Genomic DNA, 20093 nt, shown 5'->3' on the forward strand with positions numbered 1-20093 from the left:
ATGGAGCGCATTCCGATTCTGCAAATGGGGCCGTTCCTGCTGGTGACCATCCAGGTCGACATGCATGACCAATTGGCCCTGACCCTTCAGGACGACCTGTCCGAGCGCATCAGCAAGACCAGCGCCCGTGGCGTGCTGATCGATATTTCCGCACTGGACATGGTCGACTCCTTCATCGGCCGGATGATCGGAACCATTTCCGGCCTGTCGAAAATCATGGATGCCCAGACCGTACTGGTCGGCATGCAGCCTGCGGTGGCCATTACCCTGGTGGAATTGGGCCTGACCCTGCCCGGTGTGAGCACCGCACTGAACGTCGAGCGCGGCATGAAACTGCTACAGGATCGAGTACTCGAGCAATGACCGTGCGCAGCAGCGGTACTCACCCGATCCATATCGAGCAGGACGTGGTCCTGGCGCGGCAGCTGGCGCGCAAGCTGGCGACCGAATGCGGCATGCGCCTGATCGACCTGACCAAGCTGGTCACCGCCGTCAGTGAACTGGCGCGCAACACCATGGTGTACGGCGGTGGCGGCGACATGGACTGGCAGATCCTCGACGAAAACCCGCGCACCGGCCTGCGTCTGATCTTTCGTGACGAAGGCCCCGGCATCCCTGACATCAAACTGGCGATGACCGACGGCTGGACCTCCGGTTCCGGCCTGGGCCTGGGCCTGACCGGCGCCAAACGGCTGGTGGATGATTTCGAGATCGACACCGCTCCCGGCAAGGGCACCCGCGTCACGATCACCCGATGGACATGAACATCGGCAGTTCCATGACCCTGGTGCTGGCCATCGAAGACAGCAGCCAGATCGGTCACGCACGGCGCATCGCGCAGCAACTGGCCGAGAAGAACGGCTTCGATTCGGTTGATGCCGGGCGTGTGGCATTGGTGGCGACCGAACTTGCCAGCAACATTCTCAAGCATGCCAACCGCGGCGAGTTGCACCTGCGAGTGCTACCTCGCGTGGGTGGCGCCGGAATTGAAATGCTCGCGGTAGACCGCGCCAACGGCTTCGATTTGCAGGCCTGCCTGACCGATGGCTTTTCAACGGGCGGCACCCAAGGCATCGGTTTGGGTGCGGTGTCACGTCAGACCGAAGTGTTCGATGTCTACGCCGATTCACGGGGCGCGGTCCTGCTCACGCGGCTATATCCACGCCTGGACAAGGCTCGGGATCTACGCATCGGCATCAGTCAGCACTCGCTGCATAACGATCCATCCTGCGGCGATATCTGGCATCTGGCCTTTGACGGTCCGCGCATCAGCGTTCTGGTAATCGACGGCCTGGGCCATGGCGAAGAAGCCGAACGAGCCGCCCGCGCCGGCGAGAAAGCCTTCGCCCTTGCGCCCTTCGCCGCGCCGGTGCTGGTGCTGGAGGACCTGCATCTGGCCATGATCGGTACCCGGGGCGGGGCGGTGGCCATCGCGCAGATCGACACCGCCTGCGACACCCTGACGTTCATCGGTATCGGCAACATCGGTGCCAGCCTGGTCGCGGTCGACAAATCCAGGGGCCTTGCCTCTCATCCGGGCATCGTCGGCGGCCAGTATCGGAAGGCGCAGGCCTTTGACTATGCTCAAGTCAATGGACAGCTTTTGATCATGTATAGCGATGGCCTGCAATCGCGCTGGAACCTGCAGGACTACCCCGGTCTGGTGCATCGTCATCCCGCCGTGATCGCCGCCGTTTTGCACCGTGATTTCTGTCGTGGACGGGACGATGTCACGGTGCTGGTCATAGCCCTGGAGGCCGTTCATGTCTGAAACACCCATCAGCCCAATTGACGAGCAAGCGGCGCTGATCACGCAGTTGAAAGGCGAAGCCGACGCCCTGCGCGCCGAACTGGACGAAACCAATCAGGGCGTGCTGGCGCTCTACGCCGAACTCGACACCCAGGCCGAACAACTGCGCCAGGCCTCGGACCTGAAAAGCCGTTTCCTGTCCTATATGAGCCATGAATTCCGCACCCCGCTGGGCTCGATCCTGAGCATCGCCAGCCTGCTGAGCGACGAGCTCGACGGACCTTTGAGCCCCGAGCAACACAAACAGGTGGCGTTCGTCAGCAACTCGGCCCGGGAGCTCTCCGACATGGTCGACGATCTGCTGGACCTGGCGAAGATCGAGGCCGGGCGCATCACCATCTCCCCGGCCTGGTTCGACATGCTCGACCTGTTCTCGGCCCTGCGCGGCATGTTTCGCCCGATTGTGGATGGCAGCGCGGTGGACCTGATTTTCGAGGAACCGATAGGCCTGCCGCAGCTGTACACCGATGACAAGAAGCTGGCGCAGGTCCTGCGCAACTTCATTTCCAACTCGCTGAAGTTCACCACCCGTGGCGAGGTCCGGGTGTCGGCACAGCTGGAAGATGGCGACAAGGTGCGTTTTGCCGTCAGCGACACCGGCATCGGTATCGCTCCCGAACTGCACGGCACCTTGTTCGAAGACTTTTCCCAGGTCGACTCGCCACTGCAAAAGCGCCTGCGTGGCACCGGCCTGGGGCTGTCCCTGTGCAAACGCTTCGCGCAGCTGCTCGGTGGCGATGTCGGCGTGCAAAGCTCGCCCGGCAGCGGCTCGACCTTTTTCGTGATCATCCCGCTGGCCATCGCCCTGGAGCCCGCCGATGAAACGTGACCTGCGCTTGCTGATCGTCGACGACAACATCGCCACGCGCTATGCCCTGCGCCGACGCCTGGAACGCCACGGCTATGAAGTGCTCGAAGCCGGGACCGGCAGCGAGGGGCTGGAGCTGATCGGCAGTGTGACGCTCGACGCGCTGATTCTCGACGTCAACCTGCCGGACATGAGCGGCTTCGACATCGTGCGCAAACTGCGCTCCGACCCCGCCACCGCGCTGCTGCCGGTGGTACATGTCTCGGCGGCCTCGATCCAGACCGGCGACATCATTACCGGCCTGGACGCCGGGGCCGATGCCTATCTGATCCATCCGGTCGACCCCGACGTGCTGCTGGCGACCCTGCGCACCTTGTTGCGCGTGCGGGAAACCGAGAATGCCCTGCGGGAAAGCGAGGCGCGTTTTCGCGAGATTTTCTTCAATGTGTCGGCACCCATCGCGGTGCTCGATGCCGACCTCAAGGTGCATGAGTGCAACCACGCCTTCGCCCGACTGATCCAGGACAACCGCGACCCCGAGACCTTGCGCGAGTGTTTTGCCGACGATCAACTGGCCGTCATCGAAGAACTGCGCCTGCGCCTGGCCTATGGCGAACGCTGGAAAGGCACCTTGAGCATGCGCGTGGGCGGCGACGTTCGTGAGACCGAGTGGCAGATCTCGCCCTATCGCACCCCGCAATCGAGCCTGGTGTTTGTCGAAGATGTCACCGAGCACCGTCACCGCGAGCGCTCGCACCTGGCCCGGCTCGATGACGCCACCACCCAATTGGCCAAGGAAGTCGCCGAACGCGTGCGCACCGAAGCCCAGCTGCTGCAGGTGCAGAAAATGGATGCGCTGGGCAAGTTGACCGGCGGCATCGCCCACGACTTCAACAACCTGCTCACCGGCATCATCACCAGCCTGGAGCTGATCCAGAAGCGCGCCGTCGACGGCCGCACCGACAAGGTTCAGTTCTACGCCGAGGCGGCGCTGAACTCGGCCATGAGTGCCGCCTCCCTCACCCATCGCCTGCTGGCCTTCGCCCGGCAACAGCCCCTCGATACCCGGCCGGTGGACATCAACGAGCACATCCGCTCACTGGAAGAATTGCTGGTACGCACCATCGGCGAACGCATTGCGCTCAAGCTTGAGCTGACGAGCAAGGCCGCCATTGCCCTGGTCGACCCGATCCAGCTGGAAAGCGCCGTGCTCAACCTGGTGATCAATGCCCGCGATGCCTTGCCCCAGGGCGGCAACATCTGGGTCAACACCTATGCCGCCTACTCCCATGGCGACCCGAATCTCGCCGACGGTGCCTATGTCGCCCTGTCGGTTCGCGACGACGGCACGGGCATCGACCATAACGTGATCGACAAGGTGTTCGATCCGTTCTTCACCACCAAACCCTTGGGCCAGGGCACCGGCCTCGGGTTGTCGACCATTTACGGTTTCGCCCGGCAATCCGGCGGCGACGCGCACATTCGCAGCGTGGCCCGGCGCGGCACCGAAGTGACCATCATGCTGCCGGCCACCTCCGATCCCACGGCCGCCGAAGCCATTCCCGCCACGGTCGATCCCCAAGGTGCGGGCGAGCACGTGTTGATCGTCGAGGACACGGCGTCGGTGCGGATGTTTGTAAACGAGGTACTGATGGACGCCGGCTACCGCTGCACCCAGGCGGCCGATATCGAAACTGCGCTCGAACGCTTGCAGAACGACCCGTCCATCGACCTGCTGCTGACCGATGTCGGCCTGCCGCGCATGAGCGGCCGGGAACTGGCCGACGTGGCGCGGGGCTGGCGCGAGACACTGCCGATCCTGTTCATGACCGGCTACGCCGAAACCGCGATCAACCGGCAGGTGTTTCTGGGGGATGGCATGGAAATGCTGGTCAAGCCGTTTCAGATCAATGAGTTGCTGGACAAGGTAAGGCGCACCCTCGATGGCGCTTGAAAGTCCGTCATCGCGAGCAGGCTCGCTCCCACAGGTTTTGTGACCGCCTCAGAACCCCTGTGGGAGCGAGCCTGCTCGCGATGAGGCCAGCCGATTCACCACCGACTCAAGCCCTGTCCAATACCTTGGCCAAAAACGGCGCCGTCCGACTCTTCTTGCTCTTGGCCACCTTCTGCGGCACCCCCGCCACCACAACCTTACCCCCCTGATCCCCCGCCCCCGGGCCGATATCGATCACCCAGTCACTCTGCGCCACCACCCGCATCTCATGCTCGACCACGATCACCGTATGCCCCGCCGTCACCAGATTATTCAACTGCTCCAGCAGCCGGTCGACATCCCGCGGATGCAGGCCGGTGGTCGGCTCGTCCAGCACATACAGGGTCGCCCCACGCTGATTGCGCTGCAACTCAGTCGCCAGCTTGATCCGCTGGGCCTCTCCCCCCGACAGTTCGGTCGCCGGCTGACCGAGGCGCAAATAGCCCAGGCCGATATCTCGCAATACCTCCAGCGAGCGGCGCACGCTCGGCTGCTCGGCAAACACCTCCACCGCCTGATCCACGGTCAATTGCAGCACCTGGGCGATGTTGCGGCCCTGCCAGGTGATGGCCAGGGTTTCAGGGTTGTAGCGCGCGCCATGGCAGGTCGGACAAGGCGCATAAACGCTGGGCATGAACAGCAATTCGACGCTGACGAAGCCCTCGCCCTCGCAGGTGGCGCAGCGGCCCTTGGCGACGTTGAAGGAAAACTGCCCGGCGTCGAAGCCGGCTTTTTGCGCATCGGGTGTGGCGGCATAGAGCTTGCGCACGTTATCGAACAGCCCGGTGTAGGTCGCCAGGTTCGAACGCGGGGTGCGGCCGATGGGTTTCTGGTCCACCTGCACCAGTCGCTTGATCGAGGTCAGCCCCGCCGTCACCTGCCCCCCGCTGGTCTGCGGCGCATCGTCTTCGAGGCTGGGCACTTCGGATTCATTGTCTGCCGCTGTACGCCCAAGGTGCGCCCCCACCAGCTCCAGCAATGCCTGGCTGACCAGGCTGGATTTGCCCGAGCCGGAGACACCAGTCACCGAGGTGAAACAGCCCAGCGGGAACTCGACATCGAGCTTGTTCAGGTTATTGCGGGTGATGCCTTCCAGGCGCAGCCAGTCGGTCGGCGTGCGCGGGGTTCGCTGTGGCCTGTCGTGCTCGGCGAACAAATAGGCGCGGGTCTGGGATTCGCTGACGTCCACGAGCCCGGCCGGTGCGCCGCTGTACAGTATCCGGCCGCCATGCTCTCCCGCTGCCGGACCCACGTCGATCAGCCAGTCGGCACGGCGCATGGTTTCCAGGTCGTGCTCGACCACAAACAGGGTATTGCCGGCGGACTTCAAGCGCTGCAAGGCTTCGAACAACGCCTCGCCATCGGCCGGATGCAGGCCCGCCGAGGGCTCGTCCAATACGTAGATCACCCCGAACAATTGCGACCCCAGTTGCGTCGCCAGGCGCAGGCGCTGCAACTCACCGGAAGACAGGGTCGGCGTGCTGCGCTCCAGTGCCAGGTAACCCAACCCCAGGTCGGTCAGGGTGCTGACCCGCTCCAGCAAGTCCTGGGCAATGCGCTGTGCCGCCAGGCGTTTTTCCACCGACAGGTTCGGCGTATGGCGCACGTCCGGGGCATTGGCATGCCCACTGGCGCCATGGGCGACGCGCTGTTCGCGGGCCTCGCGGGTCTGGGTGTGGCTCAACACCTCACCGGCCTCTTCAGCCTCCTGCAGGTACTGCTCGGCCGCCACCGGTCTCAGGACTTCGGCCACTTGCAGCAACGGCATCTGCGCCAGTTCGCCGATGTCCAAACCTGCGAACGTCACCGACAGCGCCTCGCGCTTGAGGCGTTTGCCCTCGCACAACGGGCAAGGGCTGCCGAGCATGAATTGCGAAACCCGCTTCTTCATCAGCGCACTTTGCGAATGGGTGAAGGTGTGCAGGATGTAGCGCCGTGCGCCGGTGAACGTGCCCTGATAACTGGGCTCCAACTTGCGCTTGAGGGCGATGCGGGTTTCTTCCGGGGTGAGTCCGGCATACACCGGCACCGTCGGGGTTTCTTCGGTGAAGAGAATCCAGTCGCGCTGTTTTTTCGGCAAATCGCGCCAGGGAATGTCGACGTCGTAGCCCATGGTCACGAGGATGTCCCGCAGGTTCTGCCCCTGCCAGGCCAGCGGCCAGGATGCCACCGCACGCTGGCGGATGGTCAGGCTCGGGTCCGGCACCATCAGCGCCTCGGTGACTTCATAGACCCGTCCCAGGCCATGGCATTCGGGGCAGGCGCCTTGCGGCGTGTTCGGCGAGAAGTCTTCAGCGTACAGCATCGTCTGCCCCGCCGGGTAACTGCCGGCGCGGGAGTACAGCATGCGGATCAGGCTCGACAACGTGGTGACGCTGCCCACTGATGAGCGCGTGCTCGGTGTGCCTCGTTGCTGCTGCAAGGCCACCGCCGGCGGCAAGCCCTCGATGGAATCCACGTCCGGCACCCCGACCTGATCGATCAGGCGCCGCGCATAAGGCGCCACGGACTCGAAATAGCGGCGCTGGGCTTCGGCGTAGAGGGTGGAGAATGCCAGCGACGACTTGCCCGAACCGGACACCCCGGTGAACACCACCAGCGCATCGCGGGGAATATCGACGTCGATGTTCTTGAGATTGTGTTCCCGGGCGCCGCGCACCCTGACCATGCCTGAGGGAGGGTTTGAGGTGCGCGTTGAAGTCATCGGGTCGCCTTGATTAGATTGTTGTCTTTACACAAATCCACTGTAGGAGCGAGCCTGCTCGCGAAAGCGGTGTGTCAGGCAACATCAATGTTGAATGACAAATCGCCTTCGCGAGCAGGCTCGCTCCTACAGTGGTTCCTCTCAAGCATTGAGGACGGTGCGGATCATTTGCGTCAGCGCCTGCGGGCTATAGGGCTTGCCCAGCAAATGCGTATCAGGGCTGAGCTGGTGGTTGCGCGAGATAATGTCACGGGTGTGGCCCGAGGTGAACAGCACCGCCACCGGAGGATTCTGCACTTTCGCCCAGGCGCCCAGGTCCGAACTCTTGATCAGCCCGGGCATGACCACGTCGGTAAAGATCAGGTCCACCGCCACCCCTTCCAGCAGCATCTGCATGGCCACGTCGGCATTGGCCGCCGTCAGCACCTGATAGCCCTCTTCGCACAACAGCTCCACGGTCGAGGTGCGCACCGCTTCATTGTCCTCGACCACCAGAATCCGTTCATGCCCGCCCCGTTGCGGCACATCGGGCACCGTGGTTTCGGTGTGCAACGGCCGCAGGCTGCGCGGGAAGTACAGCTGCACCCGCGTGCCCTCGCCGACGACGCTGGACATCTCGACATGCCCGCCGCTCTGTTTGACGAAGCCAAACACCATGCTCAAACCCAGACCTGTCCCCTGGCCGTCAGGCTTGGTGGTGAAAAACGGTTCGAACGCCTGGGCCAGTACCTGCGGCGGCATGCCCGAACCGGTGTCGGCCACCGTGACGCGCACATAGTCGCCGGCAACAATGCCCTTGCCCGCGCAGAACGATGGGTCAAGGTTGATATTTTGCGCGTGCAGCTCAATGGTCCCCTCGCCCTTCATCGCGTCACGGGCATTGATCGCCAGATTGAGGATCGTGTTTTCCAGTTGATTGCGATCGACGAACACCGGCCAGGGATCCGCGGCGGCGCTCATCCGGATCAGGATGGTTTCCCCCAATGCCCGCTGCAGCAGTTCGCCCAGGCCGTCGAAAATCTGCTGGGGCGTGTAGATCGCCGGGGACAACGGTTGGCGTCGGGCGAAGGCAAGCAATTGCGAGGACAGCTTGGCACCGCGCTCGACAGCGGCAATCGAGGCGGCGACCCGGCGCTGCACATTGGCATTTTTCGACTCATGGCGGGCCAGCAGGTGCAGGTTGCCGGCGATCACTTGCAGCAAGTTGTTGAAGTCGTGGGCCACGCCACCCGTCAGGCCGCCAATGGCTTCGAGCTTCTGTGACTGGCGCAACTGTTCTTCCGCCGCCAGCCGCGCCTCCACTTCGTCAGCCACGCGCTGCTCAAGGTTGCGGGTGAACTTGAGTAACGATTCCTCAGCGGTCTTGCGTTCATGGATGTCGATCAGCACCCCGGGGAAACGAAACGCCTCACCCTGCCCGTTGAACTCGCAGCAACCGCTGCCGAGCACCCACAGGTAGCTGCCATCCGGGCGCAAGACACGATATTCGGCGTTGAAGGGCGCACCGGTTTCAATGGATTGTTTGACGTGCTCCTGAACCCAACTGAGGTCATCGGGATGGATGTGTGCTTCGGCGATGTCCTGGGGCAGGTTCTCCAGGCTCTGTCCGGGGGGATAGGAAAATGTGCGGGCAAAGCGTTCATCGCCGCTCAGCACGTTGGCCTTGATGTCCCAGACGAATGAGCCGATCAGCGCCCCGGCATTGAGCGCCAGGCGCACCCGTTCGTTGTCGGCACGATAGGCATTTTCCGCGGCCTGACGCAGGCGTTCGGAGATGACGAACTCGGTGGTTTCCACGACCATCGCCATGACCCCGGCCGGGCGGCCTTCATCGTTGGCGACCGGACTGTAGTAGAGGTCGAGCCAGACATCCTCCGGCACCCCGTCGCGCAGCAGCACCAGGAGCTTATTGCGATAGGACAAGGTGCCACCGGCCAGGCAGGTATCGACCACGTGGCGGTTGAAATCGGCGACTTCGGGCCAGCCCAGTTCCACGGGCGAACCCAGCAGGTAGGGATGCCGCCCGCCGGCAAAGTGCGAATAGGCGTCGTTGTAGATCATGTAGCCGGCCTGGCCCCAGAGCATCACCATCGGCAATGGCGAGGCGAGCATCAGCTGCACCGTGCCCCTCAGGCTTTTTGGCCAGGTGTCGATGGCTCCCAGTTCGGTGCGGCTCCAGTCGAACGTTCGAATACGCTCGGCCATCTCGCCGCTCCAGCCGGCACACCCGTGGCTATCGTCTAGAAACTGCATTGGCTGGCTCTGATGTGCACCCGTATGGTTCGAGCTACGCGGATGCCAATGGTTCATCAATGTAGGAGCGAGCATGCTCGCGATGGTCGTCAACGATAACGCTGGCAGCCTGACACCCCGCAGTGTCCTGTCGTCCATCGCGAGCATGCTCGCTCCTACAGGGGAGTGTAGCCCCTTACACCTCTATCAGATGCGCGAGCGGGTTGTAGCCCGACTTCAAGGTAGCCGCGACGTCGAGGATCGCCTTCTCGATGCCATTCAGATGCATGCAGGTCAGCTCGATCGCCGCGCTCTGGTTGCCCGCCTCGATGTATTCGATCAGCCGCAGGTGCTCATCGTCGCGACAGGCTTCGTGGCTGTCGTCGTCCAGCGCGGCGGCGTACAGCGAGGCGCGGGAGATCAGTTTCTGGAACCAGTCCAGCAGCACCGGGTTGTTCAGGCTGCGGGCAAGCTTGATGTGAAATTCGCCCAGCAAATGGATCAAGCGCTCGTGGTCGCCACTCTGGTGCGCCTCGTCCTCCAGCAACAAATGATCGCGCAGGTCCTGTGTCACCGCTGTATCACGGCGACGGCACAGTTCGCTGACGATGCCGATCTCCACCAGACGCCGGGTTTCGAACAGCGAACGGATCTCTTCATCGCTGGGCAATGACACCGATGCACCTTTATTGGGCTCGGTGGTGACCAGGCCATCGGCTTCCAATTGCTTGAGCGCGGCCCGCACCGACGTGCGGCTGACATTAAACAATTCGGCGAGCGAAGCCTCGCCCAGCTTCATCCCCGGTCGCAACGAGCGCTTGCTGATCGCCTCGTAAACCCCTTGGTAGACGCGGTCGACCGTGGTCTCCAGTTTCTTTTCGCTCATTCGATGACTCCTTCAGCGCCAGTCAACCGACCCCAGGCGCATGCACAGCCTTGAAAGAGGGGGTTGCACCGGCAGGTTAATCCGGGTATTTCTAAATTGCATCCAGATTTTGCATACAATAATTAGAGGAATGCACCATTATGGGTCATCCAGTTGCAATTGAAGTGCGAAACGTCTCAAAACGGTATTCAGACGATCCAGGCCTGGCACCGGCCCTGGACAACGTCTCGGTCAACATTGCCGATAACGAGTTCTTCACCCTGCTCGGCCCCTCCGGCTGTGGCAAAACCACTTTGCTTCGCACCATCGCCGGCTTCGAACACGTCAGCGACGGTGAAATCCGCCTCGCCGGCGAGCCGGTCAACGACCTGCCGCCGTTCAAGCGCCGGGTCAATACGGTGTTCCAGAGTTACGCACTGTTTCCACATATGAGTGTTGCGCAGAATATCGCCTTCGGCCTCGAGATGCAGGGTCTTGAACGCAAGCTGATCCCCCAGCGCGTCGACGAAATGCTGGCGCTGGTGCAGATGCAGCATCTGGCCAAGCGCAAACCGGCCGAATTGTCCGGCGGGCAACAGCAACGGGTGGCTCTGGCCCGGGCTTTGGCGCCAAAACCGAAAGTGCTGCTGCTCGATGAACCGCTGTCGGCGCTGGACTTGAAGCTGCGCAAGGAAATGCAGGTCGAACTCAAGCGCGTGCAGAAAGAAGCCGGGATCACCTTCATTTTCGTCACCCACGACCAGGAAGAAGCCCTGACCCTGTCCGATCGCATTGCCGTGATGTCCGCCGGCAAGATCCTGCAGATCGGCACGCCCAACGAGATCTACGAGCGTCCGCAACACCAGTTCGTCGCGCAGTTCATCGGCGACATCAACTTCCTGCCGGGTCACCTCAAGCGTGGCGAGCACAACGAAAACCTGTTCGTGCCCAGCGGCATGCCGGTGGAAATCCCCTGCCCGCCCCAGGGCATCGACGGCAAGGTGCAACTGGCGTTCCGCCCGGAACGTTCGCAACTGGTGGACCCGACGCAACCGCACCACTTGCGCGGGGTGATCGAGGCCGTGCTGTACGTCGGCACCGCGACGCTTTACCAGTGCCGTCTGAACAACGACATCAAAGTCATGCTGCGCGAGAACAACGAAGGCCTGAACCGCAACCGCGGGGTCGGCGATCGCGTGGCGGTCAACCTGCCGCCCCACGCCTGCCTGCTGATGGAGGCCTGAAATGAGCGTCAGCAGCACTTCCCCCGCCCTCAACCGGGCGCTGTTGCTCAGCCCGGTGGTTCTGACCCTGCTGGCCCTGATCGCCATTCCGCTGGGCATCATGGGCTACATCAGCCTGTTGCCGCGCAACGTCTATGGCGGCGTCGACTGGCAGGCCAACTGGCAATTGCAAAGCTACGTGCAGCTGTTTTTCCAGGAAGGTTTCGACGGCGAACTGGAGCTCAACTGGGTCTACGCCCAGGCGCTGCTGCGCTCGGTGTTCCAGGCCGGTGGTACCACGGTGCTGTGCTTCCTGTTCGGCTTTCCGGTGGCGCTGTGGATGTCGAGCCTGACCCCGCGCCGGCGCAACCTGATGGTGCTGCTGATCACCATCCCGTTCTGGACCAACCTGCTGATCCGCAACTACGCCTGGTTGATCATCCTGCGCGAACAGGGCTGGGTCGCCCAGAGCCTCAACGCGTTGTTTCCTTCCGCCGGTGGCATCACCCTGCTCTACAACGACTTCGCCGTCAGCGTCGGGCTGGTCTACAGCTTCCTGCCGTTCATGATCCTGCCGATCTATTCGACCCTGGAAAAACTCGACTGGCGCCTGGTGGAGGCCGCCTATGACCTGGGCGCCAATCGCTGGCACGCGCTCAAGCGGATCATCCTGCCGCTGTCGATGCCGGGGGTGATTGCCGGTTCCCTGCTGGTGTTCGTACCGAGCCTCGGCGCCTTCATCACCCCGGCGATTCTCGGCGGTGGCAAGACGCTGATGATCGGCAACCTGATCCAGCAACAGTTCGGCACCGCGCGCAACTGGCCGCTGGGCAGTTCGCTGTCGTTCCTGCTGCTGGGGATTCTGCTGCTGTCCCTGGTGCTCTACGCGCTGTATAGCCGCAGCGCCGCCAAAACCCTTCGTCGGGGAGCCACCGCATGATCGCCCTGCACCTGAAAAAACTGCCGATGACCCGGGAAGTCAGCCTGCTGATCCTGGCCTATCTGTACCTGCCGATCTTCGTGCTGATCGCCTACAGCTTCAACGCCAACCGTTCGGCGACGGTGTGGACCGAGTTTTCCTTCGCCTGGTACGGACGCATCCTGGCCAACCCGTCGATCCAGACGGCAGCGCTGAACTCGATCATCGTCGCCGGCATCGCCACGGTCTGCGCCACCGCCATTGCGCTGCTCGCGGCGCTGGCCACCTACCGGCCGTTCTATGGGCAGAAGATGGTCGAGGGCGGGATCAACCTGCCGCTGATCCTGCCGGAGATCGTCACGGCGGTGGCCACCCTGCTGCTGTTCATGTCGCTGGGGATCAAGCTCGGGCTGCTGACGGTGATCGTCGCGCACATCGGCTTCTGCATTCCCTTCGCCTACCTGCCGATCCGCGCACGACTCAATGACCTGGACAAGAGCCTGCTGGAAGCGGCGAACGACCTGTACGCCAACCCCTGGCAGGTGTTTCGCCGGGTGACGCTGCCGCTGTTGTGGCCGGCGGTGCTGTCCGGGTCGGTGCTGGCGTTCGTGGTCAGCCTCGATGATTTCATCATGACCTTCTTCGTTGCCGGACCGGGTTCCACGACCCTGCCGGTGTACATCTTCTCGGCGATCAAGGCCGGCGTAACGCCGGAGATCAACGCGATCTCGACCCTGATGCTGGTGATTTCCATCGTGCTGGTGGTGCTGGCCTTCTGGCTGGGACAGCGCGGCAAAAACCAATAAATCCTGGAGCGCTTCAAACATGAAAACAAAAAGCATGTGTTTCGCTGTCGCCGGTCTGGCCCTGAGTTGCTTCACCGCCCTCAGTGCCCAGGCCGCCGAGCCCAAGGAACTGTTCTTCTACAACTGGACCGACTACTACCCGGTCGACCTGCTGGCCAAGTTCGAAAAGGAGACCGGCATCAAGGTCACCATGGACGGCTACGACAGCAACGAAACCCTGCTGGCCAAGTTGCAGGCCGGCGGCGCCGCCTATGACGTGATCGTGCCGTCGCAGTCGATCATGCGCACCCTGATCAACCAGAACCTGCTGCTGGAAATCGACACCCCCACCCTGCCCAACTTCCAGTACGTGAAACCGGCGTTCCGCGATCCGGCGTTCGACCCGGGCCGCAAATTCTCGGCGCCGTATTTGTGGGGCACCACCGGGTTCTCCTATGACAGCGCCCGGGTGCCTGGCGGCAAACTGGATGATTCGTGGAAAGAGTTCTTCGAGCCACGCAAGGAACTGCAAGGCCAACTGGCCGCGCTCGATACGTCGAGCAGCGTGATCAACGCCGCCAGCCATTACCTGAACGTCGACGAATGTACCGAGAACCCGCAGGACGCCAAGCGCATCCTTGAGCTGCTGCAAAAGCAGAAACCCTTCCTGAAGATGTACAGCTCGGACAACACCGTCGACCGCATGGCCTCCGGTGAAGTGATCATGATGCAGAACTGGAACGGTTCCACCGCCCGGGCCACCTTGCAGAAGAGCACCATCAAGTACGTGTACCCGAAAGAAGGCCTGGCGATGTTCCAGGACAACTTCGCCGTACCGAAAAGCGCGCCACACCCAGGCAACGCCAAGATCTTCATCGACTGGATGATGAAACCGGAAAACGCCGCCGCCGTGTCCAACGCCATCGCCTACGCCAACGGCATCCAGAGCGACAAGCTGATCGACGCCAAGTGGCAAGTGATGGACGCGATCAACATGCCCGACGAATTCGCCTCTCGCCTGCGCCCTGAAAAAGAGTGCAGCAACAAGGCGCGGGAACTGCAGGACCGGATCTGGGCGAAGCTCAAGGGCTGATCGTCCGACTGGAGACCGAGGCGCGGCCATCGCGAGCAGGCTCGCTCCTACAGTGGATCTTCGGCGTTCACAAAACCCCTGTAGGAGCGAGCCTGCTCGCGATGACGCCCTCCCACACAACACAGAATTTGAGGTAACCAATGACCCAATCCCGCTGGCTCCGTAACGTACGCCCCTACGGCGCCCCCGCCGAAGACCTGCTGATCGAAAACGGCCGCTTCACCCAGCGCCGCCCGGCCTCGAGCAGCGAACTGCTGGCCACCGACATCGACGGCCAGAACCAGCTGCTCACCGCCGCCCTGGTGGAAAGCCACGTGCACCTGGACAAAACCCTGTACGGCCAACCCTGGCGCCCGAACAGCGCAGGTCCGACCCTCAAGGACTACATCGCCAACGAGCGCCGTGTACTGCGCGAAGTCGAAGCACCCATTGCGCAACGCGCCGGCGCCCTGCTGGAAAACTGCATCGCCCGTGGCTCGCTGATCATGCGCTGCCACGTCGACATCGACCCGGAGTTCGGCCTGCGCCATGTCCAGGCCATGCAGCAACTGCGTGAAAAATACCGCGACCTGATCGACCTGCAACTGGTGGTGTTCCCGCAAACCGGCCTGATCAGCCGCCCCGGCACCGCCAAGCTGATGCGCGAAGCCATGACCCTGGGCGTGGAAAACGTCGGCGGCCTCGACCCTTGCGGCATCGACAACGACCCCATCGCACAACTGGATTTCGTCTTCGAACTGGCCAGTGAATTCGACCGTGGCGTGGACATCCACCTGCATGACAAGGGCGAACTGGGCCTGTGGCAGATCAAGCTGATCGCCGACTACACCGAGCGTTTCAGCCTGCAGAACCGCGTGATGATCAGCCATGCCTACTGCCTGGGCATGCTGCCGTGGAGCCAGGTCAAACCCGTGGCCGAGCGTCTGGCCGCGCAGGGGATTTCCCTGATGAGTTCGGCGCCGGCCGATACCGCCGTGCCGCCGTTCCTGGCCTTGCGCGAAACCGGCGTGAACGTCTGCCTGGGTTCGGATGGCATTCGCGATGCCTGGTCGCCCATGGGCAACGGCGACATGCTGGAGCGAGCGATGTTGCTGGCGTTCCGTTTCGATCTGAGCAAGGACGAAGAACTGGCGGCGGCGTTCGAGGCGGCCACCGTCAATGGCGCGCGGGCGCTCGGGGTTGAAAGTCACACGCTTCAGATCGGGCAGCCGGCTGACTTCCTGTTGATGCCGGTGCAAACCCTGGGTGAAGCCGTGGTATCGCGACCCGTGCGTCAGGTGTATCGCGGCGGGCAGTTGATCGCTTCCGGTGGTCGTTTGCTGGAAAGCCGTTTGTGAATCGCATGCCTGTAAAAAGAGTGGGCCTGAAAGCAAGCTGCGTGGTCGGCTTCGACGGCACGCAACACGTGCTCTGGCGCAACGGCGAAGTGGTCTTCGAAGGCTCGCGCATTGTCTTCGTCGGCCGCGATTATCCGGGGCCAGTGGATCAGTGGATCGACTATGGCAACGCGCTGATCGGTCCCGGCTTCATCGATCTGGATGCCTTGGGCGACCTCGACTCCACGGTGTTGACCCTGGACAACGGCGACGAGCGCGAGATGGGTCGCATGTGGTCGGCGGAGTATCTGGCGCGCGGACCACGGGAAAGCTACAGCGCCGATGAAGAAGTTTTCAAATACCGCTACGCCTTCACGCAACTGATCCGCAACGGCATCACCACCGCCATGCCGATCACCTCGATGTACTACCGCGAGTGGGCCGAAACCTACGACGAGTTCGCCGCCGTGGCGGGCGTCGCGAATGAGCTGGGACTGCGCACCTACCTCGGCCCCTGCTACATGAGCGGCATGAGTTACTGGCAGGCCGACGGCACGCTGGCCCACCACTGGGACGAAGCCCGGGGCCTGGCGGGACTCGATGCGGCCGAGCGATTCTTCAAGGATTTCGACGGCGCCAACAACGGCCTGATTCGCGGCGCGCTGCTGCCCGATCGTATCCAGACCTGCACCCCGGCGCTGTTGCAGCGCACTGCCGCACTGAGTCGCGAACTCAATGCACCGGTGCGCTTGCATTGTTGCCAGGGCTTAAGCGAAGTAGCGATGGTCGAGCAACTGCGCGGCACGTCACCGCTGGGCTGGTTGCAGCAACTCGACCTGTTGACCCCGCGCAGCCTGCTGCCCCACGGCATCTACACCCGTGGCGATGACGACTTGCAGCGAGTGGTGGACGGTGGCGCGAGCCTGGTGCATTGCCCGGTGGTGTTCGCCCGGGATGGCGAGGCGCTGAATTCCTTCGGTCGTTATCGGGCTAAGGGCATCAACTTCGCCTTGGGCACCGACACCTGGCCAGCGGACCTGCTGGACAACATGCGCCAGGGTTTGAACATTGCCCGCTTGATGGAGGGCGGCAACTCACTGACCAGTGCGTTGGACATGTACAACGCCGCCACTCTGGGCGGTGCCAAGGCCTTGGGTCGCGACGATATCGGTCGTCTGGCGCCGGGGGCCAAGGCCGACATCACCGTCTTCAGCCTGCGCGGCCTGCATCTGGGGCCGCTGTTCGATCCCCTGAAAAACCTGATGCTGGCCGGTCGCGGTGACGACTGCATCGCCAGCTACATCGACGGCCGCTGCGTGATGCAGGACGGTCAGGTCAAGGGTGTCGACTATCCCGCCCTGCAACGCCAGGCCCAACGCCAATTCGAAAAACTGATGCGCAGTCACAGCGATCGGGCCTTCGGCCAACCGGACTGGAAATCCCTGTTCCAGCCGGCCATCCCGTTCGCCGACGACGACAGCGCACAGGTGCCCGTGAGCACCATTGATCCCCTTATCTAGAGCCTTCTGCCTATGCAAAGCTTCGACTTCAGCCAGCTGAACCCACGGGAAAAATACAAGATCCTGATCGGCAGCGTGGTGCCGCGACCGATTGCCCTGGTGACCACCGTCGACGGCGAAGGCCGGGTCAACGCCGCGCCGTTCAGCTTTTTCAACGCGCTGTCCGCCGACCCGCCGATCCTCGCGCTGGGCGTGGAAAACTACGGCGACCTCAGCCCCAAGGACACCACGCGCAACATCCAGCTCAATCAGGAATTCACCGTCAACATCGTCAGCGATGCCCTGGTCGAAGCCATGAACGTCTGCGCCGTGCCCTTCGCCCCCGGCTTCGATGAACTGACCGCCGCCGGCCTCACCGCCATCGCCGGCACCACGGTCAAATGCCCACGCATTGGCGAAGCCCCGGTGGCACTGGAATGCCGGCGGATGATGGCGCTGAACATCGGCCAGTCGCGGGAGATCATTTTCGGTGAAGTGCTGATGGCCCATGTGCGGGACGAACTGATCGACCCGGAAACTTTGTACATCGATCAGTTGGGGCTGGATGCGATCGGGCGCATGGGTGGCCACGGCTACGCGCGCACCCGGGACTACTTCGACCTGCCGACCCGCTCATTGCAAGCGTGGACAGAGGCGCCGGGAGGTGGAGAGCGGTTCTGGCCGAAATGATCTGCAAACGCCCCCTGTAGGAGCGAGCATGCTCGCGATGGAAGACAGCGCACCGCGGAGTGTCAGGCTGCCAGCGTCATCGTTGACCGCCATCGCGAGCAGGCTCGCTCCTACAGAAGGGAGCGAGCATCAATCTCAATCAGTGCCGTACTTCGGCGACCGTGGCCCATACAGCAAGCCTGCCGGCTGCCCGGCCGACAGCAAGCGATTGCTCGCCACGCCGGCAATCGGGTAACCGGCATCGTTGGCGCTGTTGATGATCTGCTTCACCGCCGCACTGATCAGCATGCCGACCAGACCGCCACCGCTGTTGTTGCCACCCTCTTCGCTCGACGCCCGCGCCGAGCCGGTCCACAGGGTGGTGCCGGTTTTCAGGTCGACCAGTTTGGCGCTGGCTGTCACCGCGGTTTCGCTGCTGATCACCATGTAGCGCGTACCGTACTCACTCACCGTGATGTACAGCGCGGCGTCGGCGCCGAAGATTTCCTGCAGTTTTTTGGTCGGTGCCTGATGAATATCATCCGGCGTGGTCAGGCCGTTCTGGCGGAAGGTTTCATCGACCAGGGTGATCGGCAGCACGTAGTAGCCAGCCTCGGCCAGCGGCATCGTCACTTGCGACAACAGGCTGTAGGAGGCCTTGACGTCCGGCGACGTGTTCAGCGGCGGCAACACCAGAATGGACTTCGGCCGCGCTTGCTTGTACGCCGAATAGTCCACGGTCTTGGGCGCGACACAGCCACCAAGGAGGGTCAAAGCCAGGGCGCTGGCCAACAGCTTCAGGGCGCGCGGGATCATTTGACGTCTCCTGTCTTCGCGTTTTTAAGCAGAAAATCCATGTACGGGCCGGACTCGGGAAACAGGGTTTTCTCGGTGCGCAGTTCCTGCACCATCTGATCGTCCTTACCCATGCTCAGGTACAACAACCCCAGATGCGCGTGATACCCCGGCGGCACGTTCTTGCCGGTGGAACGGATCTTTTGCAGATCACGTTCCAGCACTTCGGCCTGGGCCTCTTTCGGCGTTTCGCTTTTGAAGTACTCGTAAACCTGGGGTTGATAGTCTTCCCACTGGTACAAGGTTTTCGGGCTGCTGCAACCAGCCAGCAAGGCGCTGGCGGCCAGGGTCAAGGCCAGTAACGACCGCGACAGGGACAGATTCATGGGTTGATGCTCCTTGCGATGTGGGTATCGATCAGTTGCCCGGTTTCCATACACCGGTGTTCATGCCATCGACCAGGCGATTGATCGCCTCGCGCATGGCCAGGTCCAGGACCTTGCCGTTGAGGGTCGAGTCGTAGGCGGCAGTGCCACCGAAGCCGATGATTTCGCGGTTGGACAAGGCGTACTCACCGGCGCCCTGGGTCGAATACACCACTTCGGAAGTGCTGATGTTGACGATGTTCAGGTTGACCTTGGCGTAGGCGACCTGGGTCTTGCCACGGCCGAGAATGCCGAACAATTGATGGTCGCCGGTTTCCTTGCGGCCGAACTCGGTGACATCGCCGGTCACCACATAGTCGGCACCCTTGAGACGCTGGGCCTGGCCCTTGATCGCCGCTTCCTGCTGGATCTCGCCCATGTTGTCGCGATCGAGCACCGAGAAGCGGTTGGTCTGCTGCAGGTGAGTGATCAGGATGGTCTTGGCCTGACCGCCTAGGCGGTCGACGCCATCGGAGAAGATCCCGCGCATGTAGCTGGAGCGGTTATCGAACTTGCCCACGGCCATGGGAATGCGGGTACCGGCCCAGGTCTGGCTGGCACTTTCGACCTTGGCCACCGGCAGCGCACGGGAGCTTTCCGTCGCACAACCGGCCAGCGTGCCCAGCACGGCCATCGCGACGCCCGAGACCAACATCCGAGAGATCATTCTCACTAAACATTCCTTCTGAAAAAAACGATGTATCCCGGCGCGGCAACGCAATGGGGATTGGAAACGGGCGGCATTATGCCAAAGTGCCATCACTGATGACAGGACTAAATTGTTTTTTGACGCCAGGGATCTGGCCCACAGGGTTTTGTGTTGATTACATGATTTGTGCTCGACACAAAAAACTGTGGGAGCGAGCCTGCTCGCGATAGCGGCTTGTCAGTCACATAGGTTGTTGGATGTGCCGACGCCTTCGCGAGCAGGCTCGCTCCCACAGTGTCTTGTGTTGA

At 62.5% G+C, this 20093-nt stretch carries 18 protein-coding genes; 12 read left to right on the plus strand and 6 right to left on the minus strand.

All coding sequences use genetic code 11. The features are described from left to right. From DKY63_RS06170 to DKY63_RS06190, 5 genes are read left to right on the plus strand one after another with little or no spacing between them, the layout of a single operon-like run. Entirely contained in the window at positions 1-363 is a 363-nt protein-coding gene (locus DKY63_RS06170) for an STAS domain-containing protein (protein WP_110963285.1), read from the plus strand. After that, entirely contained in the window at positions 360-764 is a 405-nt protein-coding gene (locus tag DKY63_RS06175) for an anti-sigma regulatory factor (protein WP_110963286.1), read from the plus strand. The genes DKY63_RS06170 and DKY63_RS06175 overlap by 4 nt, the downstream gene beginning before the upstream one ends. After that, complete coding sequence (locus DKY63_RS06180) at positions 761-1771, plus strand: ATP-binding protein (RefSeq protein ID WP_110967858.1); 1011 nt, start codon at positions 761-763, stop codon at positions 1769-1771. Before DKY63_RS06175 ends, DKY63_RS06180 begins: the two co-directional genes overlap by 4 nt. After that, the gene (locus DKY63_RS06185) at positions 1764-2639 is read left to right on the plus strand and encodes a sensor histidine kinase (protein ID WP_110963287.1); all 876 of its coding nucleotides are present in this window, start codon (positions 1764-1766) and stop codon (positions 2637-2639) included. The genes DKY63_RS06180 and DKY63_RS06185 overlap by 8 nt, the downstream gene beginning before the upstream one ends. Then, positions 2629-4572 carry a response regulator gene (locus DKY63_RS06190; protein WP_110963288.1) on the plus strand — a complete coding sequence of 648 codons (1944 nt, stop codon included), beginning with the start codon at positions 2629-2631 and terminating at the stop codon, positions 4570-4572. The genes DKY63_RS06185 and DKY63_RS06190 overlap by 11 nt, the downstream gene beginning before the upstream one ends. A gap of 106 nt (positions 4573-4678) precedes the next feature. Here DKY63_RS06190 and DKY63_RS06195 read toward each other — a convergent pair whose 3' ends face one another. The 3 genes from DKY63_RS06195 to DKY63_RS06205 form a co-directional block, all read right to left on the minus strand. Then, on the minus strand, positions 4679-7315 hold the full coding sequence (locus tag DKY63_RS06195) for an excinuclease ABC subunit UvrA (protein WP_110963289.1): 2637 nt from the start codon (positions 7313-7315) through the stop codon (positions 4679-4681). A 141-nt stretch (positions 7316-7456) separates the two neighbouring features. Beyond that, a complete protein-coding gene (locus DKY63_RS06200) occupies positions 7457-9520 on the minus strand; it encodes a hybrid sensor histidine kinase/response regulator (protein WP_110963290.1) in 2064 nt (687 codons plus the stop codon). A gap of 223 nt (positions 9521-9743) precedes the next feature. Next, entirely contained in the window at positions 9744-10433 is a 690-nt protein-coding gene (locus DKY63_RS06205) for a GntR family transcriptional regulator (protein ID WP_110963291.1), read from the minus strand. A 140-nt stretch (positions 10434-10573) separates the two neighbouring features. On the opposite strand from DKY63_RS06205, the gene DKY63_RS06210 reads away from it, so the two are divergent. The 7 genes from DKY63_RS06210 to DKY63_RS06245 all read left to right on the plus strand — a co-directional run bounded on the left by DKY63_RS06210 (position 10574) and on the right by DKY63_RS06245 (position 17937). After that, positions 10574-11656, plus strand: coding sequence for an ABC transporter ATP-binding protein (locus tag DKY63_RS06210; RefSeq protein WP_110963292.1), 1083 nt, complete (start codon positions 10574-10576; stop codon positions 11654-11656). A 1-nt stretch (position 11657) separates the two neighbouring features. Continuing rightward, positions 11658-12575, plus strand: a complete 918-nt coding sequence (locus DKY63_RS06215) for an ABC transporter permease (protein ID WP_110963293.1) — start codon at positions 11658-11660, stop codon at positions 12573-12575. Continuing rightward, positions 12572-13360, plus strand: a complete 789-nt coding sequence (locus tag DKY63_RS06220; protein ID WP_110963294.1) for an ABC transporter permease — start codon at positions 12572-12574, stop codon at positions 13358-13360. The genes DKY63_RS06215 and DKY63_RS06220 overlap by 4 nt, the downstream gene beginning before the upstream one ends. Positions 13361-13379: 19 nt before the next feature. After that, a complete protein-coding gene (locus tag DKY63_RS06225; protein WP_110963295.1) occupies positions 13380-14432 on the plus strand; it encodes an extracellular solute-binding protein in 1053 nt (350 codons plus the stop codon). A 140-nt stretch (positions 14433-14572) separates the two neighbouring features. Continuing rightward, a complete protein-coding gene (locus tag DKY63_RS06235; protein WP_110963297.1) occupies positions 14573-15769 on the plus strand; it encodes an amidohydrolase family protein in 1197 nt (398 codons plus the stop codon). A gap of 5 nt (positions 15770-15774) precedes the next feature. Continuing rightward, complete coding sequence (locus tag DKY63_RS06240; protein ID WP_110967859.1) at positions 15775-17268, plus strand: amidohydrolase family protein; 1494 nt, start codon at positions 15775-15777, stop codon at positions 17266-17268. Positions 17269-17280: 12 nt separating this feature from the next. Beyond that, positions 17281-17937, plus strand: a complete 657-nt coding sequence (locus tag DKY63_RS06245; RefSeq protein WP_110963298.1) for a flavin reductase family protein — start codon at positions 17281-17283, stop codon at positions 17935-17937. Positions 17938-18072: 135 nt separating this feature from the next. On the opposite strand, the gene DKY63_RS06250 is transcribed toward DKY63_RS06245, so the two are convergent. From DKY63_RS06250 to DKY63_RS06260, 3 genes are read right to left on the minus strand one after another with little or no spacing between them, the layout of a single operon-like run. Beyond that, positions 18073-18732: a DUF799 domain-containing protein gene (locus DKY63_RS06250; protein WP_110963299.1), complete on the minus strand. Its 660-nt coding sequence runs from the start codon at positions 18730-18732 to the stop codon at positions 18073-18075. Beyond that, the gene (locus DKY63_RS06255) at positions 18729-19097 is read right to left on the minus strand and encodes a DUF4810 domain-containing protein (protein ID WP_110963300.1); all 369 of its coding nucleotides are present in this window, start codon (positions 19095-19097) and stop codon (positions 18729-18731) included. Before DKY63_RS06255 ends, DKY63_RS06250 begins: the two co-directional genes overlap by 4 nt. Positions 19098-19128: 31 nt before the next feature. After that, on the minus strand, positions 19129-19803 hold the full coding sequence (locus tag DKY63_RS06260) for a CsgG/HfaB family protein (protein ID WP_162634954.1): 675 nt from the start codon (positions 19801-19803) through the stop codon (positions 19129-19131). Positions 19804-20093 lie beyond the last annotated feature (290 nt).

The sequence above is a fragment of the Pseudomonas putida genome, from assembly GCF_003228315.1.
Lineage (GTDB): Bacteria > Pseudomonadota > Gammaproteobacteria > Pseudomonadales > Pseudomonadaceae > Aquipseudomonas > Aquipseudomonas putida_S.